General features: G+C 59.6%; 20 protein-coding genes. 7 read left to right on the top strand and 13 right to left on the bottom strand.

What is annotated here, in order from left to right:
* Positions 1 to 76: 76 nt before the first annotated feature.
* The gene (gene edd, locus ACTYEO_RS08295; RefSeq protein ID WP_449323258.1) at positions 77 to 1,882 is read right to left on the bottom strand and encodes a phosphogluconate dehydratase; all 1,806 of its coding nucleotides are present in this window, start codon (positions 1,880 to 1,882) and stop codon (positions 77 to 79) included.
* A gap of 207 nt (positions 1,883 to 2,089) precedes the next feature.
* Here edd and ACTYEO_RS08290 point away from each other — a divergent pair, with 207 nt between their 5' ends.
* Entirely contained in the window at positions 2,090 to 2,668 is a 579-nt protein-coding gene (locus tag ACTYEO_RS08290; protein ID WP_449323257.1) for a YceI family protein, read from the top strand.
* Between the two features lie 72 nt (positions 2,669 to 2,740).
* On the opposite strand, the gene ACTYEO_RS08285 is transcribed toward ACTYEO_RS08290, so the two are convergent.
* From ACTYEO_RS08285 to ACTYEO_RS08275, 3 genes are all read right to left on the bottom strand, one after another.
* Complete coding sequence (locus ACTYEO_RS08285; protein WP_449323256.1) at positions 2,741 to 3,925, bottom strand: cytochrome b/b6 domain-containing protein; 1,185 nt, start codon at positions 3,923 to 3,925, stop codon at positions 2,741 to 2,743.
* Positions 3,926 to 4,095: 170 nt separating this feature from the next.
* On the bottom strand, positions 4,096 to 7,533 hold the full coding sequence (mfd, locus tag ACTYEO_RS08280) for a transcription-repair coupling factor (protein ID WP_449323255.1): 3,438 nt from the start codon (positions 7,531 to 7,533) through the stop codon (positions 4,096 to 4,098).
* Between the two features lie 68 nt (positions 7,534 to 7,601).
* Positions 7,602 to 8,009, bottom strand: coding sequence for a component of SufBCD complex (locus ACTYEO_RS08275; protein ID WP_449323254.1), 408 nt, complete (start codon positions 8,007 to 8,009; stop codon positions 7,602 to 7,604).
* Positions 8,010 to 8,268: 259 nt separating this feature from the next.
* Here ACTYEO_RS08275 and hemB point away from each other — a divergent pair, with 259 nt between their 5' ends.
* The 3 genes from hemB (at position 8,269) to ACTYEO_RS08260 (ending at position 12,606) form a co-directional block, all read left to right on the top strand.
* Positions 8,269 to 9,267, top strand: coding sequence for a porphobilinogen synthase (hemB, locus tag ACTYEO_RS08270; RefSeq protein WP_449323253.1), 999 nt, complete (start codon positions 8,269 to 8,271; stop codon positions 9,265 to 9,267).
* Between the two features lie 203 nt (positions 9,268 to 9,470).
* Positions 9,471 to 10,028, top strand: coding sequence for a lipid-binding SYLF domain-containing protein (locus ACTYEO_RS08265; RefSeq protein WP_449323252.1), 558 nt, complete (start codon positions 9,471 to 9,473; stop codon positions 10,026 to 10,028).
* A 109-nt stretch (positions 10,029 to 10,137) separates the two neighbouring features.
* Positions 10,138 to 12,606 (top strand): penicillin acylase family protein, encoded by a 2,469-nt coding sequence (locus ACTYEO_RS08260; RefSeq protein ID WP_449323251.1) that lies wholly within the window; start codon positions 10,138 to 10,140, stop codon positions 12,604 to 12,606.
* A 21-nt stretch (positions 12,607 to 12,627) separates the two neighbouring features.
* Here ACTYEO_RS08260 and hflX read toward each other — a convergent pair whose 3' ends face one another.
* From hflX to dusB, 9 genes are all read right to left on the bottom strand, one after another.
* Positions 12,628 to 13,920 (bottom strand): GTPase HflX, encoded by a 1,293-nt coding sequence (hflX, locus tag ACTYEO_RS08255; protein WP_449323250.1) that lies wholly within the window; start codon positions 13,918 to 13,920, stop codon positions 12,628 to 12,630.
* Positions 13,917 to 14,150: an RNA chaperone Hfq gene (hfq, locus tag ACTYEO_RS08250; RefSeq protein WP_449323249.1), complete on the bottom strand. Its 234-nt coding sequence runs from the start codon at positions 14,148 to 14,150 to the stop codon at positions 13,917 to 13,919. Before hfq ends, hflX begins: the two co-directional genes overlap by 4 nt.
* A 129-nt stretch (positions 14,151 to 14,279) precedes the next feature.
* Complete coding sequence (locus tag ACTYEO_RS08245; RefSeq protein WP_449323248.1) at positions 14,280 to 15,797, bottom strand: TrkH family potassium uptake protein; 1,518 nt, start codon at positions 15,795 to 15,797, stop codon at positions 14,280 to 14,282.
* 6 nt (positions 15,798 to 15,803) lie between these two features.
* Positions 15,804 to 17,180 (bottom strand): Trk system potassium transporter TrkA, encoded by a 1,377-nt coding sequence (gene trkA / locus ACTYEO_RS08240; RefSeq protein WP_449323247.1) that lies wholly within the window; start codon positions 17,178 to 17,180, stop codon positions 15,804 to 15,806.
* 97 nt (positions 17,181 to 17,277) lie between these two features.
* Positions 17,278 to 18,684 (bottom strand): nitrogen assimilation response regulator NtrX, encoded by a 1,407-nt coding sequence (gene ntrX, locus ACTYEO_RS08235; protein WP_449323246.1) that lies wholly within the window; start codon positions 18,682 to 18,684, stop codon positions 17,278 to 17,280.
* Positions 18,684 to 20,936, bottom strand: a complete 2,253-nt coding sequence (locus tag ACTYEO_RS08230) for an ATP-binding protein (RefSeq protein WP_449323245.1) — start codon at positions 20,934 to 20,936, stop codon at positions 18,684 to 18,686. The genes ntrX and ACTYEO_RS08230 overlap by 1 nt, the downstream gene beginning before the upstream one ends.
* A gap of 97 nt (positions 20,937 to 21,033) precedes the next feature.
* Entirely contained in the window at positions 21,034 to 22,407 is a 1,374-nt protein-coding gene (locus ACTYEO_RS08225) for a response regulator (RefSeq protein WP_449323244.1), read from the bottom strand.
* An 18-nt stretch (positions 22,408 to 22,425) separates the two neighbouring features.
* The gene (locus tag ACTYEO_RS08220; protein ID WP_449323243.1) at positions 22,426 to 23,496 is read right to left on the bottom strand and encodes a two-component system sensor histidine kinase NtrB; all 1,071 of its coding nucleotides are present in this window, start codon (positions 23,494 to 23,496) and stop codon (positions 22,426 to 22,428) included.
* Complete coding sequence (gene dusB, locus ACTYEO_RS08215) at positions 23,493 to 24,491, bottom strand: tRNA dihydrouridine synthase DusB (RefSeq protein ID WP_449323242.1); 999 nt, start codon at positions 24,489 to 24,491, stop codon at positions 23,493 to 23,495. The genes ACTYEO_RS08220 and dusB overlap by 4 nt, the downstream gene beginning before the upstream one ends.
* A 181-nt stretch (positions 24,492 to 24,672) precedes the next feature.
* On the opposite strand from dusB, the gene ACTYEO_RS08210 reads away from it, so the two are divergent.
* From ACTYEO_RS08210 to ACTYEO_RS08200, 3 genes are read left to right on the top strand one after another with little or no spacing between them, the layout of a single operon-like run.
* Positions 24,673 to 25,842: a bifunctional 2-C-methyl-D-erythritol 4-phosphate cytidylyltransferase/2-C-methyl-D-erythritol 2,4-cyclodiphosphate synthase gene (locus tag ACTYEO_RS08210; RefSeq protein WP_449323241.1), complete on the top strand. Its 1,170-nt coding sequence runs from the start codon at positions 24,673 to 24,675 to the stop codon at positions 25,840 to 25,842.
* On the top strand, positions 25,839 to 26,327 hold the full coding sequence (locus tag ACTYEO_RS08205; RefSeq protein ID WP_449323240.1) for a phosphatidylglycerophosphatase A family protein: 489 nt from the start codon (positions 25,839 to 25,841) through the stop codon (positions 26,325 to 26,327). The genes ACTYEO_RS08210 and ACTYEO_RS08205 overlap by 4 nt, the downstream gene beginning before the upstream one ends.
* Positions 26,327 to 26,800: a CinA family protein gene (locus tag ACTYEO_RS08200; protein WP_449323350.1), complete on the top strand. Its 474-nt coding sequence runs from the start codon at positions 26,327 to 26,329 to the stop codon at positions 26,798 to 26,800. The genes ACTYEO_RS08205 and ACTYEO_RS08200 overlap by 1 nt, the downstream gene beginning before the upstream one ends.
* Positions 26,801 to 26,823 lie beyond the last annotated feature (23 nt).

Below are 26,823 nucleotides of genomic sequence, written 5' to 3'. Positions count from 1 at the left end.
CGTCCTTGGTGTTGCTGCGTCGGGATGAGGCTGGGAGGCCTCCGGCGGGAGTATTTTCAGGATAGAGAAGACGGGATCAGACCACCACCCCTGCGCCTGTGGAAGCGGGGCCTGCATTTTGGCGAAACACCTCGAATAATTCGCGGCCAATGCCATGGCTATTGGCACTGAGATCGGGGGCGGCGGGGCTGCGGGCCGCGACGCCTTCGGTAAGAACTTCAAGCTGGCCTTGGGCGGCATCTACGCGGATGAGATCGCCATCTTGCAGCTTGGCGATCAACCCGCCATCCAGCGCCTCGGGCGCGACATGGATGCAGGATGGCACTTTGCCTGACGCGCCCGACATGCGGCCATCTGTGACCAGCGCGACCTTATAGCCACGGTCTTGCAGGACAGCCAGAACGGGGGTCAAGGCGTGCAATTCGGGCATGCCATTGGCCTTGGGGCCTTGGAAGCGCACAACAACAACAGTGTCGCCTTGGAACTCGTTGTTCTGGAAGGCTTTCTTGACGTCATCTTGGCTGTGGAACACGCGGGCGGGTGCCTCAACCACGTGACGCTCGGGGGCGACGGCGGAGGCTTTCATCACGCCTTGGCCCAGATTGCCCTTCAGCTCCACCAAGCCGCCAGAGGATTGGAACGGATCTTTGACGGGGCGCAGGATTTTTTCATTCAGGCTTTCGCGCGTGCCCTCCTCATAAACCAGCGCGCCATCTTTGAGTTTCGGCTCTTTGGTATAGAGCGACAGCCCGTCCCCCAGAACGGTTTTGGCATCTTCATGCATCAGGCCTGCATCGAGCAATTCGCCGATCATATAGCCCAAACCACCTGCCGCATGGAAATGGTTCACATCGGCCAGACCATTGGGATAGACCCGTGCCATCAGCGGGGTGGCTGCGGAAATTTCAGCGAAATCGGACAGCTCGAGGATCACGCCTGCGGCGCGCGCCATGGCGACCAGATGGATCACAAGATTGGTCGAGCCACCCGTGGCCATCAGCCCGACCAGCCCGTTTACAAAGGCCTTTTCATCGAGAATATCGCAGACAGGGCGGAAATCATTGCCAAGCGCGGTGATTTGAGTGGCCCGTTCCGTGGCCAGATCGGTCAGCGCATCGCGCAAAGGGGTGTCGGGATTGACGAAGCTCGATCCGGGCAAATGCAGGCCCATGAATTCCATCAGCATCTGGTTGGAATTGGCCGTGCCATAAAAGGTGCAGGTGCCGATGCCGTGATAGGAGGCCATCTCGGCCTCCATCAGCTTGTCGCGACCGATCTCTCCGGCGGCAAATTGCTGGCGGATTTTGGCTTTCTCGTCATTGGGCAGGCCCGAGAGCATGGGGCCCGCAGGCACGAAAATACTTGGGAGATAGCCGAATGTGGCCGCCGCGATAATCAGGCCCGGAACGATCTTGTCGCACACGCCCAGATAGAGCGCGGAATCGAAGGTGTTATGGGACAGCGCAACCCCTGCGGCCAAGGCGATGACATCACGGGAAAATAGGCTTAATTCCATGCCGACCTGCCCTTGGGTGACCCCGTCACACATGGCGGGCACGCCGCCTGCGACCTGCGCCGTGGCGCCTGAGCGGCGGGCGGCCTCCTTGATGCGGTCGGGATAACTCGCGAAGGGTTTATGCGCCGAAAGCATGTCATTATAGGCGGTCACAATCCCGATATTAGACGCGCGCGCCTCGACCAGAGCGGGTTTATCCCCCTCCATCGCGGCATAGGCATGGGCTTGGTTGCCACAAGACAGATGCGCGCGGCGCGGACCGTCTTCGGCGGCGCGGCGCATCCGTTCGAGATAGAGCGCGCGGCTGTCGCGAGAGCGGTCCTCGATGGTCTTTGTGACTTTGGCGATACGATCATCAAGTGGCATGACAAGCTCCGAATTTCCTCACTGTCGCCCATATAGACCGTTAGCGCTAACAAAGCCAGAGGGAATAGTGCGGACAGATGGCCACAGCGCATCATGTGCATCTTCGCACAGACCCTGTGGGTCGGCGGTGAATTGCGTGCAAAGGCAAAACCACGCAGGTCAGAGCCTATGCACTACCTCCTTCTCAGCAAAGAAAATGAGCTTGTTATGAAAAATCTTCTTCTCTCGACCGTTTTGAGTGCCGCATTTGTGTCGGCCGCCCATGCCGAGCCTGTGACCTATATGCTCGATTCCTCTCATAGCCAGATCGTATTCAGCTATGACCATTTGGGCTTTTCCACCACCACGGGCATGTTCTCGGGCTTTGAAGGCAGCATCGAATTGGATGCCGAAAACCCCGCCGCTTCCAGCGTCTCGGTCTCCTTCCCTGCCTCCAGCCTGATCACTGGCTGGCCCGAGCGTGAAGCGCATCTGCTGTCGGATGATTTCTTTAGCGCCGAGGCAAACCCGCTGGTCTCCTTCACCTCAACTTCAATTGAGGTCACTGGCGACACAACAGGCCTGATCACTGGCGATCTGACGATCAATGGCATCACAAAACCTGTCGTGCTGGACACCGTGATGAACCAGATGGCCGAGCATCCGATGGCCAACCTTCCATGGGTCGGGTTTGACGCGACCGCCACGCTGCTGCGTTCGGATTTCGATATGGGCGCATTTGCACCCTTCGTTGGTGACGAGGTCGAAATCTATATCTCGATCGAAGCGATGGTGCCTGCTGAATAAGCGCCACGCATGTCGCAAAATAAAGGCCGCGGGATCGCTCCTGCGGCCTTTTTTCTTGCGCGGACGGAGGGGTTATTCTGCTTGCGCCGCGGTCAGGCTGACCTCCACCCCGACCGAGAATCCAACCGAGCTTTCATCGGGGTAATCCGCCCCCATGCCGAAATCGCGGCGGTCCAATTGGGTGCTGCCTGACATGGTCGCGCTGCCGTCCTGGATATCAAGGTCAAAGGCCAGCGTCACAGGCACCACCTGCCCGACCAGCGTCAGACTGCCCGTGGCACTATGGGCCGCCCCTTCGATGCGTGTGATCTCGGCCTCGAAGACCGCTTGGGCAAATTGCGCGACATCGAAAAACTCAGGCCCCGTGGCCTGATCGGTGACCGAGCCGAGGCTGAGCGAGCCTGTATCGATCACCACCTCGACCTGCCCTGTGCCCGTGGCGGGGTCATATTCAATACCCGCTTGCCATATGTCGAAGCGCCCCGACACAGGCGCGCCCAATTGCGTGACGGTGATGGAGAGATCGCCCTCCTCCACCACCCAGCCCGAGGCGGGAAGCGGGGCGCTTTGTGCAAGCGTCGCCTCCTCATGGGTGGGGGCAAAGACGGTGAGTGCGCTGCCGATCACCAACGCCCAGACCAGCAAGGCGGCCATCGCGGGGGCTGCGTGTTTGCCAGATTTTTGCGCCGCATCCCCTGCATCAGCCCCGCGCCACATCCGCGCCAAGGTGGCATCATGGTCAAACCAAGCATGTTTGAGCGCGCCGCTGATATGGGCCGCGATGGTGGCGGCCAGCACAAGCCCCGCCAACCAATGCAGATTTGCGGCCCAATGCGCGATCTGCTCAGATTTGGGGATGAAAGGCAGGTCTTGGCCAAAGGGCCACCAGATGGGGGCAAAGCCCACCTCAGCGGAATGCATCACCCAGCCCGAAAGCGGCAGAATGAAGATCGCGGCATAAAGCAGCCAATGCGCGGTTTCGGCAGCGAAGGTCTCGAGCCGTCTTTCAGGGTGCAGCGCCACTGGGCGCGGCTGAAGAAAGGCCCAGATCACCCGCAGCACTGCAAGGGCCAGCACAGCCATGCCGATGGTCTTATGGGTGGAATAAAGCATCTGGAGGAAATCCACCGTCTCGGCATTGCGCGGCGTGAATTTCCCCCAAAGCCCGAGCGCGATATCAATCAGGATCAGCAGGGCAATCGACCAATGGAAAAATCGGGCGGCCGCGCCATAGCGGGTGGCGGTGTTTGTCAGCATGTGGCTCTCGCTTTGATAAGGTTTGAGGCGGGTCTACGCGAATTCAAAGCGGGGCACATTGCCTGTGCGCACACATGGGCTGTGCAGCTATTCACGGCTGACGGGAGGTAGGGCTCTCACTATTGGAGTTATTCGGGTCCAGACAGGCGTAACGGCGTATCAGCGCGCCCCTACCCCTTCACCTTAACCGCCAGATCGCGAGCGATGGCGAAGGCGCCTTTGATCTTATCGGCATCCTTGGTCCAGTCGCGGCGCAGGATGATCTTGTTATCCTTGACCTTGGCCAGCCCCTTCTGGTCATGCACGAAGGCCACCAGACCCGCGGGGTTGGGGAATTTATCCATATGGAATTGCACCGTGGCCCCTTTGGGCCCTGCATCGAGCTTAGCGATATGGGCGCGTTTGCACATCGCCTTGATCCGCACCACCAAAAGCAGCGTGTTCACCTCTTTGGGCAGGCTGCCGAAACGGTCGATCAACTCGGCGGCGAAGCCTTCGAGATCAACCTTGCTCTCCAGATGGCTCAGGCGGCGATAAAGGCCAAGGCGGACGTCCAGATCAGGCACATAGGCCTCGGGGATCAGCACAGGCACGCCCAGATTGATCTGCGGTGACCATTGCCCGTCATCCTCCAGAATGCCTTCGCCCTCGCCTGAGCGGATTTTGGCAATCGCCTCCTCCAGCATGGATTGATAGAGCTCAAACCCCACCTCTCGGACATGGCCCGATTGCTCCTCGCCCACGATATTGCCCGCGCCGCGAATATCGAGGTCTTGCGAGGCGATGGTAAAGCCCGCCCCCAAACTGTCGAGGCTGCCCAGAACCCGCAGGCGTTTTTCGGCGGCGGGTGTCAGTTTCTGGCGGGGTTTGGTCGTCAGATAGGCATAGGCGCGGGTTTTCGCGCGGCCCACGCGGCCCCTGATCTGGTAAAGCTGCGCCAGCCCGAACATATCGGCGCGGTGGATGACCATTGTATTGGCCGTGGGGATATCGATGCCCGATTCCACGATAGTCGTGGCCAGAAGCACATCATATTTGCCATCGTAAAAGGCGACCATCCGGTCATCCAGCTCACCTGCGGCCATCTGGCCATGCGCGGTGATATAGCTGATCTCAGGCACCTGTTCTTGCAAGAATGCCTCGATCTGAGGCAAATCCTCGATACGCGGCACCACATAAAAGCTCTGCCCGCCACGATAATGCTCGCGCAGCAGCGCCTCGCGGATGGTGACGGTGTCAAACTCGCTGACATAGGTCCGAATAGCGAGGCGGTCGACAGGCGGCGTGCCGATCATGCTGAGGTCACGCACCCCTGAGAGCGACATCTGCAAGGTGCGCGGGATCGGCGTGGCCGAGAGCGTGAGAACATGCACATCCGAGCGCATTTCCTTGAGCCGTTCCTTATGGCCCACGCCAAAGCGCTGTTCCTCGTCAATCACCAAGAGCCCGAGGTTTTTAAAGCGTATTCCCTTGGCCAAAAGCGCATGGGTGCCGATCACGATATCAACACTGCCATCGGCCATGCCCGCTTTGGTATCAGCGGCCGCCTTGGTGCCGACAAAACGGCTAAGCTGGCGCACATTGATCGGAAAACCACGGAAACGGTCGGAAAAGGTTTTGGCGTGCTGGCGCGCCAGCAAGGTTGTGGGGGCCACCACGGCCACCTGCATCCCCGAGGCTGCCGCGACAAAGGCCGCGCGCATCGCCACTTCGGTTTTGCCAAAACCCACATCGCCCACGACCAAACGGTCCATCGGGCGGCCCCGCTCCAGATCGGCCATCACATCCGCAATGGCGCTGAGCTGGTCATCGGTCTCGTCATAGGGGAAACGGGCGCAAAACGCCTCCCACATATCGCCAGGCGGGTCCATGATCGGGGCGGAGCGCAATTCCCGTTCGGCGGCAATGCGGATGAGTTTATCGGCGATCTGGCGGATACGTTCCTTGAGGCGGGCCTTTTTGGCCTGCCACGCCCCCCCGCCAAGCTTGTCGAGCAGCCCTTCATCATGGCCATAACGGCTGAGCAATTCGACATTCTCGACAGGTAAAAACAGCCTGTCACCGCCTGCATATTCCAAAAGCAGGCATTCATGCGGCGCGCCTGCGGCCGTGATCGTCTCAAGGCCCATATAGCGGCCCACGCCATGATCGACATGCACGACCAGATCACCCGCGCTGAGCGATTGCGCCTCGGTCAAATAATTCCCAGAGCGGCGCGGCTTCTTGCGCTGGCGGGTCAAACGATCCCCCAGAACATCCTGCTCGGAAATCACCGTCAAGCCATTGCCTGTAAAGCCCTCCTCCAAGGGCCAAACCGCAAGATTAAGGCTGCCCGCCGCGCCGATATCGCGCGCGTCACGGATCAGCTTCGCACCAAGCAGGTCCTGATCTTCCAAGAGGCCCTGAAGACGCTCGCGCGCACCCTCGGACCAAGAGGCGACCACCACCGCGCCATCAGATTGGCATGCTTTAATATGGTCGGCCAATGCCCCGAAAAGATTGAGGGATTCCTGCTGGCGCTCCGCTGAGAAATTCCGCCCCACACGCCCGCCTGCATCAATCACATTGGGACCAAGTGCGGCGGGGATCGGCGCGAATTGCACCATGCGATGCCCTGAAACAGCACCTTCCCAAGCCGCTTCCGTCATATAAAGCAATTCAGGCGGCACGGGTTTATAGACGCTGTCCAACCGCCCCTTCTGGCTGAGCGCTGTCTTGCGCGTATCATATTGATCCGAGATCGACTCCCACCGCGCGATGCGTTGCGGGGTGGATTGATCATCAAGTGTGATCGTGGCTTGCGGCAGATAGTCAAAAATCGTCTCGAGGCGCTCATGGAAGAAGGGCAGCCAATGCTCCACGCCTTGATGTTTGCGCCCCGCGCTGACCGCCTCATAAAGCGGGTCATCGGTGCCTGCCGCGCCAAATTCGATACGGTAATTCTGCCGAAACCGCGTGATCGCGGCCTCATCCAGCACAATCTCAGAGACGGGGGCCAGTTCAATCTGGTCCAGTTTTTCAGTTGTGCGCTGGCTCATCGGGTCAAACCGCCGCGCGCCATCCAGCACATCGCCAAACAGATCAAGCCGGATTGGCGCGCTTTCACCCGGGGGCCAGACATCAATGATACCGCCGCGCAGCGCGTAATCGCCGGGCTCGGTCACGGTCGGGGTTTGCACAAACCCCATGCGCACCAGAAATTCGCGCAGGCGGGTATCACTGATCTGCCCGCCGACCTTTGCCACAAAGGCCGATGCGCGCAACAAATCGCGCGGGGGCACATATTGCGTGGCCGCATTCAGCGTGGTCAGAACCACGAATTCCCCTAAAAACCCTGCAGCAAGTGCGGCCAGACAAGCCATGCGCGCGGCTGAAATCTCGGCATTGGGCGAGACGCGGTCAAAAGGCAGACAATCCCAGCCCGGAAAGCGGAGCACGGGCACCGAAGGGTCGAAAAACGCAAGCGCTTCGGCCATTGCGGCGGCGCGTTTATCATCGCGCGCGATATGCAAAACGGGGCCTTTTGCCTTGGCCAGCTCTTTAAGGAGCAAACTGGCATCAAAGCCTTCAGGCGCACCGCTTGCGAGGATATGGGCTGGGTTGGACATGGAGGCGTGAGGTATAGGCCCTGCCCCCCATGTCAAGGGCCGAAAGCGCCGCGTGCAGGCCGCGGGGTTTAGAAATAGGTGGTATTCACATTGACCCACATGCCCCAAAGCGCCGTGAGCAAGATGAAAGCCGCCCCGAGCATTTGCACTTTGAAGCGGAACCAGCGCAGGCGCTCGGTCAGGTTCTCATAGCCCTCCGTGCGCAGGTTACGCGCCACAACCGCCGAGATCAGAGCCACTAAATTCATCGGCAGGATCAGCAGGAACAGGGCTTGGCACAGCTCGATCCCGTAAAGAAATCCGAGCAATCCAAGCGCCGAGAGGACAAACCCCGTCACCCCCACCATCACGGTGCCCGATGCCTCGACGATGGCAAGGGTGCGGTTCACGAAAATCTCGGCCAAGACGCGGATATCCGCCTCGCTTTGCGCATCGCCCCGCCGCGCGCGCATGATCATATCGGATGGCACCCCCATCACCCAATTGCTCAGCGTGGATCACATGACGGCCAGCGCGATCCAATACCAGATGCTGGAGAAAGACCGCAGGTCGATGACATCACGGGCAAGGTCTATAAAATTCAATGTGATGCGCTCCAGGCCTCAAAATTTATGCTCAAATCGTCTTTGAAGCAGACCTTATTCGCGCTTTGGGGCGGTTTCCAGCCTTGAGATATCATCTCTCATCTGCCACGCCTGTAACCCAGAGAGTTTTTCGAAGGTAAAGAGCATCGCCATGAGCACCAATCAGGCCCCCTATCCGCTGACCCGATTTCGCCGCCCGCGCGCCACACAGGCCCTGCGCAATCTGGTGCGTGAGACCGAAATCTCAGTGAATGATCTGATCTGGCCTGTCTTCGTGCGCGATGGCGAGGCCGTGGTCGAGCCTGTCTCCTCCATGCCAGGGGTGAACCGCTTGTCGATCGATAAGGTGGTCGAGGCCGCGCGCGAGGCCGCAGATCTTGGCATCCCCGCGATCTGCCTCTTTCCCTATACCGATGCCTCGAAAAAGACCGAAACCTGTGAAGAGGCATGGAACCCCGACAATCTGTCCAACCGTGCGATCCGCGCGATCAAACAGGCTGTGCCCGATATCGCAATCATGACGGATATCGCGCTCGACCCTTATAATTCCAACGGCCATGACGGGATCGTGCGCGACGGGATCATCGTGAATGACGAAACCGTTGAGGCCTTGGTCAAAATGGCTCTGGCACAGGCGGAAGCGGGGGCGGATATTCTTGGCCCCTCGGATATGATGGATGGCCGCATTGGCGCGATGCGGGCCGCCTTGGAGGGCGCGGACCATACGAATGTGACGATCATGTCCTATGCCGCGAAATTCGCCTCGGCCTTTTATGGGCCCTTCCGCGATGCGGTCGGGGCCTCGGGCGCGTTGAAGGGCGACAAGAAAACCTATCAGATTGACCCTGCCAATCGCGAAGAAGCGCTGCGCTGCGTGGAACGTGACCTCAGCGAAGGGGCCGATATGGTCATGGTCAAGCCGGGCCTGCCCTATCTCGATCTGTGCCGCGCGGTGAAAGACCGCTTTGGCGCGCCGACCTTTGCTTATCAGGTCTCGGGCGAATTCGCGATGATCAAGGCGGCTGCTGCCAATGGCTGGATTGATGGTGAAAAAGTCATGCTGGAAAGCCTGATGTCCTTCCGCCGCGCAGGCTGTGACGGTGTCCTGACCTATTTCGCCCCCGAGGTTGCGCGCATCCTCAACCGCTAGAGGCTTTGCCTTGGCCTACCCTCCTGCGCGCGGCTCATGGCATACCGCGCGAAAGCTAGGACCGCTCGGATCGGCAAGAAGTCGCATCCAAGTCGGTTTTTGGCATGACAATCCGCTGGAAAAGGCCTAAACTCGTGGAAATCTTGGGCAAAAGACCCGAGAACCCCGAGGCATGACCTGAAATTTTTGAGGCGTATGAGCAGATGACCCAGTTTTCGCGGCGTAATTTCGTAGTAGGAGCGGCAGCCCTGCCGCTTGTGGCAGCTTGTGGCAATGGCGTGAATTCGCGGGCCTCGCAGCGCATTGATGCACGCGTGGATGCCGCCGTTGATTTCATGTATGACGAAGTGCCCGGCACGCAGGAGTTGGCCTTCAATGCCGCAGGCATGTTGGTCATGCCCCTGATCACCGAGGCCGGGCTTGGCCTTGGCGGCTCATTTGGGCGTGGCGCACTCAGGATCAATGGCGCAACGGTTGATTTCTACTCGGCGGTGGGGGGCAGCTTTGGCCTGCAGATCGGCGCGCAGCAATATGCCCATACCTTGTTCTTTATGACGCAAGACTCGCTGTCTGAATTCCGCTCCTCGAACGGATGGGCCGTGGGCGCGGATGTGCGCTATGCGATCAATACACGCGGCGGCTCTTTGGGGATTGATAGCAATACCCTGAGCGATCCCGTTATCGCCGTGGTCTATGGCCAAGCGGGCCTGATCGCAGGCGCCTCGCTTGAGGGGATGCGCTATACGCGGATCATCCCGTAACAAATTCGATATTCGATGTTTCGGGCGTGCGGAGTGCTTTGCAATCCGCGCGCCTTTTCTTTAGCAAAGATCACAACTCAAACGCTCATTTCTGAAGAAGACCGACTTTATGACCATTGCCCTGCGCTGGCTCCTCAGACTTGTAACCGCGACCCTTATTCTGGCTGTTCTCAGCGGAGCGGTGGTGTGGTGGATGGCATCGCGCTCCCTGCCTGATTTCGAGGCGGATTGGACGGTTCAGGGCATCACCGCCCCTGTCGAGATTGTGCGCGCGCAATCCAGTGTGCCGCATATTTTCGGCGAAACCGATGATGATGTGTTCTTCGCGCTCGGCTTTGCCCATGCCCAAGACCGCCTTTGGCAGATGCTGATGATGCGCCGCACCGCGCAAGGGCGTCTATCCGAGTTGTTTGGGCCGCGCACCCTGCTGGCTGATGACTTGCTGCGCCGTCTTGATCTCGATGGCTATGCCAGCCGCTCTGTGGCCGCCCTCGACCCTGAGACGCGTGCCTCGCTTTCCGCCTATTCGGCAGGTGTGAATGCATGGCTCGGCCTTGTCAGCCAAGAGGCTTTGGGGCGCGGCGCGCCCGAGTTGTTCCTGTTCGAGCCTGAAATCGCCCCATGGCGGCCTGCCGATAGCGTGGCGGTCAGCTTTGTCATGGCCCTGCAATTGGCCACCCATCACGAAGAAGAGGTGCTGCGCGCGCGAACCTCGCTGGCGCTTGGCGATCCAGCGCGGCTGGCCGATATCATGCCCGATGCGCCCGGAACGGGTGTGGCGGCCCTGCCTGAATATTCCAGCCTGTTTGACGCGCCCCTGCCCCGCTTTGCGGCCAATACCAGCCCGCCTGCCGACCCGCTCTATCCGACCCGTCCACGCGGGCTTGGTGGGGCCTCCAATGTCTGGGCGGCAGCGCCTGAACGTTCCGCTGCGGGCGGCGCGCTCTTGGCCAATGACCCGCATCTTGGCCTCAGCGCCCCAACCATCTGGTATCTGGCCCGTTTGGAGCTGTCCTCAGGCGGGGTGATTGGCGCCACAATCCCGGGCATGCCTGCCATTATTGTGGGCCGCTCCGAGACTTTGGGCTGGGGCGTCACCGCCGCCTATATGGATGACATGGATTTCTTCGTGGAACAGGTGAACCCTGACAATCCTGAGGAATACCTGACCCCCAACGGCTATGAGAGCTTTGAGACCCGCCGCGAGATCATCGAGGTGGCCAATGGCGAGCCTGTGACCATCACCCTGCATTGGACAGAAAACGGGCCTGTCATTCCCTCCACGCATTGGAATTTGGGCAGCATCACGCCCGAGGGGCATGTGATGGCCCTGTCATGGACCGCATTGAGCGATGCAAATACCTCTGTGCAAGCGGGAATAAACCTGATGCGCGCCCAAACTGTTGGTGAGGCTTTGCAAGCAGGGCGTGATATGGTGGCGCCTTCGCAAAACCTGACGGTGGTGGATGGGCAGGGCAATATCGCGCTGCAAACCATCGGGCATATGCCCCGCCGCATGGCGGGACATCAAAGCCAAGGGCGCATCCCTTCACCGGGTTGGATCGCGGAAAACCGGTGGCGTGGGGTGAACAGCTATTCCGCCAATCCCCGTTTCCTCAACCCCGAGGGCGGGCTGGTCGGCAATACCAATAACAAGACCATTGATCGTGACTTTCCCCTCCATGTCAGCTTTTCTTGGGGCGATACGCAGCGCGTGACCCGTTGGGAGCGCCTGATGCAAAGCCGTCTTGTTCATACCCGCGACAGCTTTATCGATGCGCAGCTTGATACCGTCTCGGCGGCTGCTGTGAATGTGCTGCCCGTGATCGCGCGTGATCTGTGGTTCACGGGCCAAACCGCGCCCGATGGCACCCCTGAGCGCCGCCGCCAGCGCGCGCTTGCCCTGCTGGCGGAATGGGATGGCGATATGAACGAGCATCTGCCCGAGCCGCTGATCTATGCGGCGTGGATGCGCGCCTTGCAGCAACGCCTGATCCGCGATGATCTGGGCCCGCTTGCCGATGAATACTGGCAATATGAGCCGCTCTTTCTTGAAAGGGTCTTCCGCGATATCGATGGTGCCTCGGTCTGGTGCGATATCCGCCAATCCTCGGTGATCGAAACCTGCACCGATATCGCAAGAACGGCGTTGGATGACGCCTTGCAGGAACTTGAAGAAGCCTATGGTCCCGCCTTGGAAAGCTGGCGTTGGGGCGCGGCCCATGAGGCGGTGCATGCCCATCAGGTTCTGGGCGATACATCGCTGTTTTCATGGATCGTGAATATCACCCAGCCCACAGGCGGTGGCGATTTCACCCTGAACCGCGCGGCCACCTCGGGCGAAGGCCCCACCCCCTATCGCAACACCCATGCCGCAGGCTATCGCGGGGTGTATGACCTTGCTGATCCCGACTCGAGCGTGTTCATCACCGCAACAGGGCAATCGGGCCATCCCTTCAGCCGCCATTATGATGATCTGGGCGAGCTGTGGCGGCGCGGGGAATATATTCCGATGTCGCTGGACCCCGATCTTGCGCGCGCGGGCAATCTCGGTGTGAGCACGCTTACCCCGCGCTAGGCAGCGGCTGAGGTTGAGGCGTTACAGACGCTCGAACACCTCTTGCTGGCGGTCTGTCCAATTGACCGTCAGATGGGTGCTCTGCTCGCCCTGCTCCTCTGCCTCGACAACGCCCTGCTCATAGAGCCATGCGCGTTTGCGCCCCTCACTATGGGTCAGGTCCAGCTCGCTGATATGGCGCGGCGGCGAGAGCAGGCCTTTGACCGCGCCAAGGAGCTGATCCAGCCCCTCGCCCGTGATGGCCGAGAGCGCGAAGACCTCGTGTTTGCGCTCGGCCGTATTGACCAGCCCGCCGCGCGCCTCCCCCGAGAGAAGATCGATCTTGTTCCAGACCTCGATCATCGGCGTGTCGCGATTGACCCCGAGATCGGCCAGAATAGCCTCGACATCGCGGGCCTGTTCGGCGGTTTCTTTATGGGCGATATCGCGCACATGCACGATCAGATCGGCATCCAGCACTTCTTCCAATGTCGCGCGAAAGGCCGCCACAAGCTGGGTGGGCAGATCCGAGATAAATCCAACCGTATCCGACAGGATCACCTCGGTGCCATCAGGCAGTTTCACGCCGCGCATGGTCGGGTCCAGCGTGGCAAAAAGCATGTCTTTTGCCATCACCTCCGCGCCCGTTAGACGGTTGAAAAGAGTTGATTTTCCCGCATTGGTGTAGCCCACAAGCGCCACGATCGGAAATGGCACTTTCTTGCGTGCCGAGCGGTGCAGGCTGCGGGTTTTGACGACCTTGGCCAATTGGCGGCGAATGCGGTTCACTGCGTCATCAATCGCGCGGCGGTCCGCCTCGATCTGGGTTTCACCAGGGCCACCCACAAAGCCCAAACCACCCCGCTGGCGCTCCAGATGGGTCCATGCCCGCACCAGACGCGTGCGTTGATAGCTCAGCGCCGCCAGTTCGACCTGCAACACACCTTCGCGGGTGGCAGCGCGATCGGCGAAAATCTCCAGGATCAGGCCAGTGCGGTCGAGCAATTTGACCCCCCATGCCTTTTCGAGATTGCGTTGCTGCACAGGCGTTACATGCCCGTCGATCAGGACAAGACCTGCCTCATGCTCCTCGATCTGCTGCTTGATCTCTTCGATCTTGCCGCTGCCAAACAGATAGCCTGCATGCATTTTGGGAAGGCGCACGACCTGAGAGCCCACAACCTGAAGGCCAGGCAAGGCTGCGGCCAGAGCCACGGCTTCGTCGAGTGCGGGGCCTGCATCGCGCCGCGTTCGGTCTGAGGTGATATCGGGATGAAGAACGACCGCCCGCGTCGGGTCCTCCTCCGAGGTCCCGGTCAGCAGTTTGTCGCTCACTCTTCCCCGTCGTAAAGGCTGATTGGCTGCGCAGGCATCACTGTCGAGATTGCGTGCTTATAGACCAGTTGAGACTGTCCATCGCGGCGCAGCAGGACGCAAAAATTGTCAAACCACGTGATCACACCTTGCAGCTTGACGCCATTGATCAGAAAGACCGTTGCCGGAACCCTGTTCTTACGCACATGGTTGAGGAAGGCATCCTGAAGGTTTTGCTTGCTTTCGGCCATTTTATTTTCGCCTTGTCATTGTTCGCACCGCTTAGCGCGGCATTTTGCGCTTAAGGCGTAATATGTAGCGACATTTGAATAAATTCCACCCCGAATGGCACCGTCAGCGTGGAAAATGCGACAAATGCATCACGCCCGCCAAAATCCGGGGTTAAACAGCGCAATCAGAACCAGCGTTTCGATCCGTCCCAGCACCATCGCGAAGGATAAAAGCAGCTTGGCCGCATCCGATAGCTTGGCATAGGAGATCGGCGCACTGCCCGCAACGTCCGCCAAAGGCCCTGTGGTTGTCAGGGCCGAGATGGTCAGAATGATCGATTCCTCGAAATTGAGACCTGTGGCCGCGAACAGCGCCGAGATGCTCGCCATCGACAGGATGAAAAGCATGAAGAAAATCCAAGCAATATAGGCCCCTTCACGGCGGATACGCCGCCCCAGACGCCCTGCCCCTGCCACTGAATGAGGATGGATCAGTTTGCCCATCTCGCGCAGCCCGTGCTTGTAAAGCGCATAGACCCGCAGCAGCTTGACCCCGCCTGCCGTGGTCGCCACTCCCCCTCCCATCAGCGCGAGGCCCACAAGGATCAAGCCAGGCGTCTGCAAGCCCGACCATGTTTGCGCGTCCGACCAACTCTCGGAGACGAACCCCGTGGTGGTCAGGAAGGACATGACCGAAAAGACCGAGCCCCAAAGCGCCGAGATCGCCCCAGAGATATTGCCCAACTCATCCACTTCCAGCGCGGCGGTCCAATGCCGCACGAAAAGCAAGGTGGGCAGCAGCACAATCGCCAGTATCGCCAAGCGCAGCTCACGGTCCCGCGAAACGCGCAGCACCCATTCCTTCCCGAAACGGGTGGTGAAGCTGTGGCGCGATAGCGCAAAGACAAAGAACAGGAAGATGAACATCTCGCCCGCGACACCCAACTGGCTGCCCGACACCCCGCCCGAGGCCGTAATGCCCGAGGTCGACATCGTCGACATTGCAAATATCGCGGCTGATAAGGGCTGATCACCCGCGATGATCAGCAAGGCCCAAAGCGAGGCCGTTAGCCCGATATAGACCGGCCCAAGTTTCAACGCGTTTCTGAGCAAGCGGTCACTGGCCGAGGCCGTGCGTATCTGCGAAAAGGACCCGCCGATCACCCCTTGTCTCTGCGCCTCGGATGTTACCTCGAACCCGCCCAGATTAAGCGGTGCAAAGACCGCCACAGCCGTCACCCAGATCAAAAAGCCGCCAAACCACCCCACCACGCCGCGCCACATATGCACGGCAGGGGCAAGGCGATCAGGCGCGAAAACCGAGGCGCCCGTTGTGGTCAGGCTCGAGACCATCTCGACATAGGCATTGAGGAAACTGGTCGTGCGCACGGCCGCGTCCAAGGGCACGGCCAGCATGAGCGGCAGGGCCATATAGGCCAGCAACAGCCCCACAAGATGCTGCCGCGCCGAGGCGCGGACTTCGATATTCTGGGTCGCGAACCCCACCAAAGCGGTCAAAATCAGAAACAGGATCGAGGAATAGAAAAACACCCTTGAGCTGAAATGATCATCCTGCGCCAAAGCCACAATCGCAGGCAGCAGCATCGCCAAGGATGACAGCCCCATCAGGACCACGACAAAGGGGAGCTTTGCGAGGTAACGGCCCATAATGATTTAGAAAAAGTCGATCGAGACCTGCAGCAGCGTCTCGACCGCCGGCACGTCCTCGGCCAATGCAAAGATCACAAGCGCATCGCCTGCCTCAAGGCGGGTTGAGCCCGATGGCCGGATCACCTTGCCCGCTTTTTGCACCGCCCCAACCAGCACGCCTTCGGGGAAATCGATATCACGGATTTGGCGGCCTGCGATATTGGAAGTCTTGAGCACCTGTGCCTCGATGATCTCGGCCTCGGCATCGCCGACCGAATAGAGGCCGCGCACCCGTCCATGGCGGATATGGCGCAGGATCGAGCTAACGGTGGTCGAGCGCGGGTTCACATAGGCATCAATATCAAGCGGCCCCATCAAGGGCACCATGGTCGGGTCATTGACCAAGGCGATGCTCATCTTGGTGCCCGAAGATTTCGCGCGCACCGAAGCCAAAAGATTGGTTTTATCATCATCGGTGACGCAAAGAACGGCATCGGCCTTGGACACGCCCGCCTCTTTCAGAATGTCCATATCCAGCCCGTCGCCATGCAGCACAATCGTTCGCTCAAGCGCATCAGCGGCAATCTCGGCACGGCCACGATCCATCTCGACCACGCGGCAGCGCACGCGGCGCGAGGATTGCTCCAGCTTGCGCGCCACGGTCAGGCCGACATTGCCGCCGCCGATGATGATCACCCGCTCCTGCTCCTGTCGCGCTTTGCCGAAAATCTCCAAGGTGCGATCGCTATCCTCGACATGAGAAAAGACGTAAATCTGATCCCCCGCGAAAAGCTGGTCACCGGGTTCGGGGGCAAACAAACTGCCTTGGCGGCGCACGCCCACCACCAGCGCGCGCAAGGTCGAAAACAGCTCGGAGAGTTGGCGCAAGGGCGTGTTCAGGATCGGGCAATCCTCGGCCAGTTCGATCCCCATCAATTGCGCCTCTCCCCCAAGGAAGAAGACCGTCTCGAAGGTCGTGGGTGAGGCCAGCCTGCGCAACGCGGCCTCGGCCACCTCGCGTTCGGGGCTGATCACAACGTCAATCGGCAATTCATTGCGGCTATAAAGGCTGGAATAGCTTTCATTGAGATAGCTTTGCGCCCGCAAACGCGCGATTTTACGCGGCACGCCAAAGACCGAATGGGCCACCTGACAGGTGACCATATTCACTTCATCGGAATAGGTGGCAGCAATGATCATATCGGCATCGCGCGCGCCTGCACGGTCCAGCACATCAGGATGCGAGGCATAGCCTGTCAGGCCCTGCACATCCAAGGTGTCGGTTGCACGACGCACAAGATCGGGGTTGTTATCAACCACCGTCACATCGTTGTTTTCACCAGAGAGTTGTCTCGCGATTTGCCAGCCGACTTGGCCTGCGCCGCAAATAATGACCTTCATGTGCCTTCTGCCCGAACGGTCCAGCTAAGATGCTCTGAATGGCAGAAGCAGCGCGGGGCGTCAATCATGCTTGGAAAGACCCGCGCCAAGGCCCCGATCACTCCTCGGTTTCGACCTGCGCCACACGGGCCCCCGATTTATTGGTTGTGACCACGCCAAGCGATTTCAATTTGCGGTGCAGCGCGCTGCGCTCCATCCCCACAAAGGCGGCGGTGCGCGAGATATTCCCGCCAAAACGGTTGATCTGGGCCATCAGGTAATGACGCTCGAACAATTCGCGCGCCTCGCGCAAGGGCAAGGTGGTCAGCGTGGCCGAAAGCGCCACATCCTCGCCCTCCGCGCTGCCAGCCTCCTCGGCCTGGCCAGGCAGGTCCTTGGCGTCAATCGGGCCTGTGCCATCGCCAAGGATCAAGACCCGCTCGATCATATTGCGCAATTGGCGCACATTTCCAGGCCAGCGCATGGTTTGCAGCATGGCTTTGGCATCCTCGCCAAGCTCGCGCAGCGGCAGGCCCTGTTCGCGGTTGAATTGTTCGATGAAATATTGCGCCAGAAGCGGAATATCCTCTCGGCGTTCCTCAAGGCTTGGGACATCAATCGGCACAACATTCAAACGATGGTATAATTCCTCACGGAAGGTGCCCGCCTCAATCTCGGCTGGCAGATCATGGTTTGTCGAGGACAGCACCCGCAAATCCACCCGCACTTTCGAGGTGCCACCAACCCGCTGAAATGCCTGATCAACAAGGACACGCAGGATTTTGGATTGCGTGCCAAAGGGCATTTCTCCCACTTCATCGAAATAGACCACACCGCCATTGGCCTGCTCCAAAAGCCCCTGCTCCACCCCGCGTTCAGGGCTTTCGCGACCAAAGAGGACCACTTCCATCTGCTCAGGCGCGATCGAGGCGGAGTTTACCGTCACAAACGGCCCGTCCGAGCGGTTGGAATTGGCATGGATATAGCGCGCGGCCACTTCCTTGCCGCTGCCTGCGCCGCCTGTCAGCATCACGCGGCCATTGGATTTGGTGACCTTATCAAGCTGTGATTTCAAAGCCTTGATGGCAACCGATTGCCCGATCATCTCCGAGACCCGCGTCTCGCCGCGCTTGAGCGAGGAGTTTTCGCGCCGCAGTTTCGAGGCCTCCATCGCGCGGCGGATCACCACCAGCAATTGGTCGATATTGAAGGGCTTTTCGATGAAATCATAAGCGCCTTGTTTGATCGCAGCCACCGCGATCTCGATATTGCCATGGCCCGAGATGATCACGACGGGGATATCGGGATTATCGCGTTTCACGGTTTTCAGGATGTCGATCCCATCCATATTGCTGTCTTTGAGCCAGATATCGAGGATCATCAGGCTGGGGGCCTCGGATTGCAGCTCTGCCATGCAGTCATCGGAATTGCCCGCCATACGGGTCGAGAACCCCTCATCGCGCAGAATATCGCAGATCAATTCACGAATATCGCGTTCATCATCGACGACCAGAATGTCCGACATCAGTTTTTCCCCTTGGTTTCGACAGGCTGTGGCAGAATGATCTGGGCCGCCGCACCGAAATGCGCCCCTTCATGGAAGGGATTTGCGTCCAGAAGATCCAGCGTGCCGCCATGCTCTTCTATGATTTTCTTAACGATTGGCAGGCCAAGCCCCGTGCCCTTGTCGCGCGTGGTGACATAGGGCTCAAACAGCTTGGCGCGGTCTTCCGGCAATCCTATGCCATTATCCTCAATCAGGATGCGCACCGATTGCGCGTCGCGCTCCATGCGCACATGAATTTCGGGCGCGAACCCTTCGGGTGCGCCTTTTTCCTGCAAGGTTTCAATGGCTTCGCCTGCATTCTTAATCAGGTTTGTCAGCGCCTGTCCGATCATGGTGGCGTCAATCTCGACCATGACGGGGGTATCAGGAATATCGCTGATGATGCGCAGATCAGGCTGGCCTGCCTGTTGCAACACCACCGTTTCCCGCAGCAATTGCACGATATCTTCGGTCTTGCGGGTCGGCTCGGGCATGCGCGCAAATTTGGAGAACTCATCCACGATCCGCCGCAGATCATTGGTCTGGCGCACGATCACATCGGTATATTGCGCAAGGCTTTCGGCATTATCATCGCTCAATTGCGTGCTGAATTTGCGTTTCACCCGCTCGGCCGAGAGCTGGATCGGTGTGAGGGGGTTCTTGATCTCATGGGCGATCCTGCGGGCCACATCGCCCCAAGCCGCCATGCGCTGTGCGCTGACCAGATCGGTGACATCATCAAAAACAACCACATAGCCCTCAAGCGCGCTTTCGGCATTGCGGCGAACCGACATGCGCACCAGCAGGCTTTCCTGCTTGCCGTCTCGGGTGACCTTGATCTCTTCCTGCACGGTCTCGGAGCCGCGTTCCTTCAACAGATCAAACAGCGCGGCATATTCAGGCACCACGGCGGCAAGACTGAGCCCATGATCACGCTGATCCACAAGGCTGAGCAGCCGCATCGCCGAGCGGTTCATGAAATCAACCCGCCCATCTGGCCCCAGCCCAATCACACCCGCCGTGACCGAGCCCAAAACGGAATCAAACAGGCGGCGCTGTTCCTCGGTTGCAGTGTTTTGCTCGATCAGCGTGTCGCGCTGCCCTTTAAGCTGGCGCGTCATCTGGTTGAAGAGCCGCCCCAAAAGCGCGATCTCGTCATCGCCCTGCTCCTCGGGAACGCGCACATCCAGATCCCCTTGCCCAACCCGCTGCGCAGCCCCCGCCAAACGCCCCACGGGGCGTGACAGGCGTTCGGCAAACCAAAGCCCCAGCCAGATCGCCGCCATGATCATGATCAGGGCAAAGCCAAGATATAAAAGGCCAAATTCAAACAGGACGCGGCCCCGTTCGCTTTCCAATTGGCGGTAGAGCTGCACGGTTTGCTGCGTTTCATCGAGAAGCGAGATGATCTGCCCGTCAACCTCACGGCTGACATAAAGATAGCGGTCGGTGAAGCTGACCAATCGGAGAAGCGCGCGGAATTCATTCACCTCGCGATCCTCGATAAGAACCAACTCCCCCTCACTGGCCAGCGCCAGATCCTCATCCGAGGGGCGCTCATAATCAAAGAGATAGCTGCGCTCGCCGCGCGCTTTAATTTCGCCCGCGCCGTCAATCACGAAAGCCTCGCGAAGGCCGCGCTGGATTTGCGATTGCCCGTCGCTTAGGATCAGGCGGATATCGCCATCCGACATCAAAGGGTTGGCCTGACGGTTGAGGTTCAAAAACGCCCCCAAAGCCGCAGCATCCGAGGCCAGATCATCGCGATGTTCCTGCTGATAGGCCACAGCCGCATCAACCGAATTGCCAAGCGCGCCGCTCACACGGTCCGAAAACCAACCCTCTAGGCCCATATTCACGGTAATCATTGCGAAAACCGCCACAAGGATCGTCGGCACCAGCGCCACCATGGTGAAGACACCCGTGAGCCGCATATGCAGCCGCGAGCCCGCCGAGCGCGCGCGCCGCGCAGCCACCATTTTAGCCACTTGGCGCAGCACCAAAGCCGCCACAATCAGGATATAGGCAAGGTCGGCCAGCAGGATCAGGCGCAGCGCGGGGGAATCAGCCAGATCGCCCAAAGGCCCCAAAACGAGGAAGGTCGCCACGGCCAGAAGCGGCCCGAGGATCACCAGACCAAGCGTGCCCGCATTGCGCAGACGCCGCCGAGACTTCAGGCGAAAAAGCCTGCTCAGAGGGGAATTTAATGCATTCTCGAGAGGGTTTTCCACCCGCACCGCCCATTATATTGGGGCTAGAACATCGCCCAACCGCTAGATTTACCCGCGCGCCGTCACTGTTTCCAAAACAACACGCTGTGTTGCGGTTTTACATCAATTTGCGGCGGCGTGTCACGCGGATATCGAGCTCGGTGATCTTCTTTCTCAGGGTATTTCGGTTGATGCCAAGCAGATCGGCACATTTCGCCTGATTTCCGCCCGTGGCTTCGAGGGCGATCTCGAGAAGTGGCCCCTCAACCTCGCGCAGAATCCGCGTATAGAGACCAGCGGGCGGCAAAACCCCGCCATGCAGATCGAAATAGCGCCGCAAATGCTTGGCCACCGAGGCTGAAAGCTTCTCGCCCTCACCGCCGCCCATCAAAGGCTCGATCGCGGGCTGGTTGCCAAGAACCATCTCCACTTCCGCTTTGGCGATCTCCTCGCCCTGCCCTGTCACGGTCAAGCGGCGAATGGTGTTTTCCAATTGCCGTACATTGCCAGGCCAGGAATAGGTGCGGATCAAATCCATCGCTTCATTGGACAAACGGCGCAGCGGCCCGCCATCGCGTTCGGCGCGGCCAAGGAAATGCGTGACCAGCAGCGGAATATCATCGACCCGTTCGCGCAAGGCCGGCACGGAAATGCTGACCCCGCCAAGACGGTAGAACAAATCTTGACGGAACTGGCCCGTTTCCATCTTTTCGGTCAGGTCTTTTTGGCTGGTCGCCATGATCCGCGGCGCACCATCCGAGAGGCTATCGAGCATCCGAACAATGCGGGCCTGCGCATCCTCGCCGAAATCGCCAACCTCATCAAACAGGATCGAGCCACCGCGTGCGCGCGCCAGCACCGCCGAGGGGCCATCCACCCCCTCAAGGTCCGAGGCCGAAACAACCGTGAAAGGCGATGTGCGGCGGTCGCTGAAATCATGGATCGCACGGGCAATCAGGCTTTTGCCTGTGCCGCTTTCGCCCGAAATTAGCACAGGGATATCGGTATTCATCACCCGCGCCACCAAACGGTAGAGCGCCTGCATCGCCGCCGTGCGCCCCACCAAAGGCAGGTCATCCTGCATGCCCATTGGCTGATCGGCCGTTTTCACGGCGGGCTTGGCGCGGCGCTTTACATCCAGCGCGCGGGCGGCCCGTTTCATCAGATCAGGCAGATCGAAGGGCTTGGGCAGGTAATCATAAGCGTCTTTTTCTGTCGCCTGAATGGCCGTCATAATGGTGTTTTGCGCCGAAATGATAATCACAGGCAGGCCCGGACGTTTCTGGGTGATCTGCGGCAGGGTATCGAGGCCGTTTCCATCGGGCATCACCACATCCGAGATCACCAGATCGCCTTTGCCCTCATCGACCCAACGCATCAATGTCATCAAGCTTGAGGTGGCATGCACCTTACAGCCCGCGCGTGTCAGCGCTTGGGTCAAAACCGTCCGGATCGTGCGGTCGTCATCTGCGACAAGTACGGTACCGTCCATTTTATAAAACTCCTGACGTCATTGGGCTGCCTGTTTCGGGGCAATTGGAAGGGAAATTCGGAACACGGTGCGGCCTGGAACGCTGTCGAGCGAGACCAGACCGTCATGGTCCGAGATAATTTTCGACACCAGCGCAAGGCCAAGCCCCGTGCCGTTTTCGCGGCCCGAAACAAAGGGCTCGAAGATATCTTGCTGGATTTCGGGCGGAATGCCGGGGCCGTCATCGATAATCTCGATCTGCAAAGGCACCAAGGCGCCCGACCCGTCTTTGCGGCGCAGGCGAAAGCCCGCCTCATAGAAGGTGCGGATGGTGATCGTGCCGCCTGATGGTCCCGCCTCCGAGGCGTTCTTGATCAGGTTCAAAAAGACCTGCAGCAATTGATCGGGATCGCCCCAAGTGGCGGGCAGCGAGGGGTCATATTGATCGATCAAGCGCATATGGGCGGCATAGCCCACCATTGCGGATTTGCGCGCGCGGTCCAGAATATCATGGATATTGACCGAGCGGCATTCAGGCGGGCGGACATTGCCAAACTCCTCGACCTGATCCAGAAGCTTCACAATGCGGCGGGTCTCGGCCACGATAAGATCAGTTAATTCAAGGTCTTCGCCAGAAAGGCTCATGGAGATGAGCTGTGCCGCACCCGTGATCCCCGCCAGAGGGTTCTTGATTTCATGGGCCAGCATCTCGGCCATGCCGATGGCCGATTTCGCGGCTGATTTCGACGACATCGCGCGATCAAGCCGGCCTGCGAATTCGCGGCTTTCCAGCACCAAAAGCACATAGCCCGGCTGATCTGCCAAAGGCGAAAGCTGCACGTCACAGACCACAGGCTTTTTGCTGCCCGTGCCCACATCAACGCCATTGACCATCAAAACCGATTGGCCCGTGCGCACGCGGTTCAACGCATCCTCCAAAGGGGCATCCACAAAAATGCGGTCCCAAACGGGGCTAGAGACAAGGCTGCGCTCGGAGGCATTGAGGAAATCCTCGGCAGGCGGATTAACCAAGGCGATGCGATCCTCGGCATCCAAAATCAGCGCGGGGATCGGAAGGGATTGCCACAGGGTATCGGTCAAGGTGCTCATGCCGCCATCTCCGCGTCATCGGGGCAAATCGCTTGCGGCAGAAGGCGCAACACCTGAGCCGCTGAGGGGGCAGTCAGCACCTCGCGGCGCAGCTTGGACGGGGTAGACACCTCATCCATATACCACCCCAGATGTTTGCGCGCGACCTTGAGGCCAAGCGTTTCGCCATAGAAATCAAGCATATCCTCGTAATGGGCTGCCACCATATCCACCAAATCCCCGCCCTGTGGGATCCTAGGGGCCTGAGTTGCGAAAATGTCATGCGCGATCTGCGCCAAGGCCCAAGGCTTGCCCTGCGCCCCGCGCCCGATCATCACCCCATCGGCCTTGGAGGCGGCGAGTGCCGCTTTGGCGGAGGCCGTATCCACGATATCGCCATTGGCAATCACGGGAATAGAGACAGCTTCTTTCACCGCCCCAATCGCCGCCCAATCGGCGCGGCCTTTATAGAACTGGCAGCGGGTGCGGCCATGGATTGTGACCATCTGGATGCCGATCTCTTGGGCAGCTTTCGCGATCTGGGGCGCGTTCAGGCAATCCTCATCCCAGCCAAGCCGAGTTTTAAGGGTGACGGGCACCGATACCGCCTTGACCACCGCCTCGATCAGCTCAAGCGCCAGATCAGGCGTTTTCATCAAGGCCGAGCCACAGGCCCCCGCGCCACTGCTCGAGACCACCTTTTTCGCAGGGCAGCCCATATTGATATCAATGATCCGCGCGCCCTGATCCTGAACAAGCTTCGCGGCCTCAGCCATCCAATAGGGATCGCGGCCTGCAAGCTGGACAGATGTATTCTCAACCCCGAACCCAAGCTCGGCCTTGGCGCGGACGGAAGGTTTGGCCTGCACCATTTCTTGGCTGGCCACCATCTCAGACACCACAAGCCCCGCCCCGAAGCGCGCAACAAGACGGCGAAACGGCAAATCCGTGATCCCCGCAAGGGGAGCAAGAAGGACGGGTGGCGTAAGATGGTGCTGTGCGAGCAAAACTGACAAATGCTCATTCCTTGTGCAGACCCTTATCGACTATCGGCTCTTGCAGCCAAGATCAAAGCGCGTGGTGCTATTTTTAAGGCAAACCCGACGCAAGAGCGCATTTTTAAGGCGTAGTGCCTAATTTTTAAGCAAACACCTAGGGGCGATTGTGCGTTTGCCGCTTTCGCCCTATCACCAAGGCATGAGTGATCGTCTTCCCGATACCCCGCCAAACACCCTTGCCGCTATTGTCGTTGCAGGCGGGCGCGGCAGCCGCGCGGGTGGCGATATTCCAAAACAATACAATGATTTAGGCGGCAGACCTGTGATCGCGCGCACGATTACAGCGCTGGATGATGCGGTCGCTTTCACGCAGATCATTGTTGTGATTCATCCAGACGATTCCGCCCTATTCGAGGCGGCCCGCCCTGAAACCCGCGCCGAGCTATCTGTGGTGACTGGCGGGGCCAGCCGCGATGCCTCTGTGCGCGCGGGGCTGGCAGCGCTGAGCGAGGCGGCCGAGCTGGTGCTGATCCATGACGCCGCGCGCCCGCTGGTTAGCCGCGAGGTCATCCATGGCGTGCTGGACGCATTGCAAACCCATGACGGGGCGGCCCCTGCCTTGGCGGTCACCGATGCGCTTTGGCGGGGCGACAGCATCGTCACAGGTACACAAGCGCGCGAGGGACTGTGGCGCGCGCAAACCCCGCAGGGTTTTCATATCGATGCGATCCGCCGCGCCCATGACGCCCATGCAGGCGGAGCCGCCGATGATGTGGAAGTGGCGCGTGCGGCGGGCTTGCGCGTGGCCATCACCCAAGGCGATGAGGCCAATTTGAAGATCACAAGGCGCGAGGATTTCGCCCGCGCCGCGCAATATTTGGAGAGAGCAATGGATATTCGCACAGGCAACGGCTTTGATGTGCATGCCTTTGGCGAGGGGGACTACGTCATGCTCTGCGGTATCGCCATCCCGCATGAGCGCGGGCTGAAAGGCCATTCCGATGCGGATGTGGGGCTGCATACCCTGACCGATGCGATCTATGGCGCTTTGGCCGAGGGCGATATTGGCACCCATTTCCCGCCTTCCGACCCGCAATGGAAAGGTGCCGAGAGCCATATTTTCCTCAGCCACGCCGTGGAACTTGCGTCCTCCAAGGGCTTCACAATCTCGAATGCCGATCTCACCTTGATCTGCGAGGAGCCCAAGATCGGCCCTCATGCCAGCGCCATGCGCGCACGGCTGGCCGAATTGCTGCGCATTGATCTTGATCGCATTTCGGTCAAGGCAACCACAACCGAGCGGCTTGGCTTTACAGGCCGCAAAGAGGGGATCGCCGCATTGGCGAGTGTCACATTGGTGAAAGCATGATCCACAATATCACAACCGTGTTCCGCGTCGGCCATCTCAAGCCCGCACCTGGCACTTGGGGCAGCCTTGCGGCTTTGCCTACGGCCATTGCGCTCCATTATATCGGTGGCTTCTGGCTGCTTCTGGCGGCAACCATCGCGGTGTTTGGCATCGGGCTTTGGGCGGTGATGCAGGAATTGCTCGACGGGATAGAAGATGACCCAGCCGAGATCGTGATCGACGAGGTTGTGGGCCAATGGATCGCGCTTTGGCCCGTCTCCTATGGGGCGGTTTTCGCAGGCGCGGATATTCTGGCGCTCTGGCCGGGCATCCTGACCGCCTTTTTGGCCTTCCGCCTGTTTGATATCTGGAAGCCTGGCCCTGTCAGATGGGCCGACCGCAATGAGGGTGCGATGGCCGTGATGCTGGATGATGTCGTGGCGGGCGTTATGGCGGCGGGTGTCGTCGTGGCTTTGGCCGCCATTGCGCATCTATGGCTGATCTGATGCAGGCGGCCCGCGTCATTGACCTGCTGAAAGCGCGTGGCTGGTGGCTGGCCACGGCGGAATCCTGCACCGCTGGCCTGATCGCAGCCGCTGTTACGGATGTGGCGGGCTCCTCTTCGGTGTTTGATCGTGGTTTTGTCACCTATTCGAACCGCGCCAAGATCGAGATGCTGGATGTCCGCGCCAAGACCTTGGAGGCCCATGGCGCCGTCTCGGAGGAGGTCGCGCGCGAAATGGCGCAAGGGGCAAGGCAAAAGGCGGGGGTTGATATTGCGATCTCGGTCACGGGCATTGCAGGGCCCGGCGGGTCCGAGCATAAGCCCGAGGGCCGCGTGTGTTTCGCGCTTTCCACCGCCCATAAAACCACATCGGAAACCGTCGAATTCGGCGCAATCGGACGCAGCAAGGTCCGTCAGGCCACGGTCGAGCATGCTTTGGGCATGCTGGAACAGCGGCTTTCGCTTTCTGCCTAATTTTTAGACCAAAGCTAAAATAT

The sequence above is a fragment of the Rhodophyticola sp. SM2404 genome (genome assembly GCF_053570515.1).
This window is presented reverse-complemented; position numbering and strand designations above follow the sequence as displayed.

Bases quoted from the DNA above. Each gene is read 5' to 3' on its own strand.
- ACTYEO_RS08290 (WP_449323257.1), top strand. From the start codon at position 2,090: ATGAAAAATCTTCTTCTCTCGACCGTTTTGAGTGCCGCATTTGTGTCG.
- hfq (WP_449323249.1), bottom strand. From the start codon at position 14,150: ATGGCCGAAAGCAAGCAAAACCTTCAGGATGCCTTCCTCAACCATGTG.
- ACTYEO_RS08220 (WP_449323243.1), bottom strand. From the start codon at position 23,496: ATGAGCACCTTGACCGATACCCTGTGGCAATCCCTTCCGATCCCCGCG.
- hemB (WP_449323253.1), top strand. From the start codon at position 8,269: ATGAGCACCAATCAGGCCCCCTATCCGCTGACCCGATTTCGCCGCCCG.
- ntrX (WP_449323246.1), bottom strand. From the start codon at position 18,684: ATGTCGGACATTCTGGTCGTCGATGATGAACGCGATATTCGTGAATTG.
- edd (WP_449323258.1), bottom strand. From the start codon at position 1,882: ATGCCACTTGATGATCGTATCGCCAAAGTCACAAAGACCATCGAGGAC.
- ACTYEO_RS08245 (WP_449323248.1), bottom strand. From the start codon at position 15,797: ATGGGCCGTTACCTCGCAAAGCTCCCCTTTGTCGTGGTCCTGATGGGG.
- ACTYEO_RS08200 (WP_449323350.1), top strand. From the start codon at position 26,327: ATGCAGGCGGCCCGCGTCATTGACCTGCTGAAAGCGCGTGGCTGGTGG.
- mfd (WP_449323255.1), bottom strand. From the start codon at position 7,533: ATGTCCAACCCAGCCCATATCCTCGCAAGCGGTGCGCCTGAAGGCTTT.
- ACTYEO_RS08275 (WP_449323254.1), bottom strand. From the start codon at position 8,009: ATGGGGGTGCCATCCGATATGATCATGCGCGCGCGGCGGGGCGATGCG.
- ACTYEO_RS08225 (WP_449323244.1), bottom strand. From the start codon at position 22,407: ATGGACGGTACCGTACTTGTCGCAGATGACGACCGCACGATCCGGACG.
- ACTYEO_RS08260 (WP_449323251.1), top strand. From the start codon at position 10,138: ATGACCATTGCCCTGCGCTGGCTCCTCAGACTTGTAACCGCGACCCTT.
- ACTYEO_RS08205 (WP_449323240.1), top strand. From the start codon at position 25,839: ATGATCCACAATATCACAACCGTGTTCCGCGTCGGCCATCTCAAGCCC.
- ACTYEO_RS08210 (WP_449323241.1), top strand. From the start codon at position 24,673: ATGAGTGATCGTCTTCCCGATACCCCGCCAAACACCCTTGCCGCTATT.
- ACTYEO_RS08265 (WP_449323252.1), top strand. From the start codon at position 9,471: ATGACCCAGTTTTCGCGGCGTAATTTCGTAGTAGGAGCGGCAGCCCTG.
- ACTYEO_RS08285 (WP_449323256.1), bottom strand. From the start codon at position 3,925: ATGCTGACAAACACCGCCACCCGCTATGGCGCGGCCGCCCGATTTTTC.
- trkA (WP_449323247.1), bottom strand. From the start codon at position 17,180: ATGAAGGTCATTATTTGCGGCGCAGGCCAAGTCGGCTGGCAAATCGCG.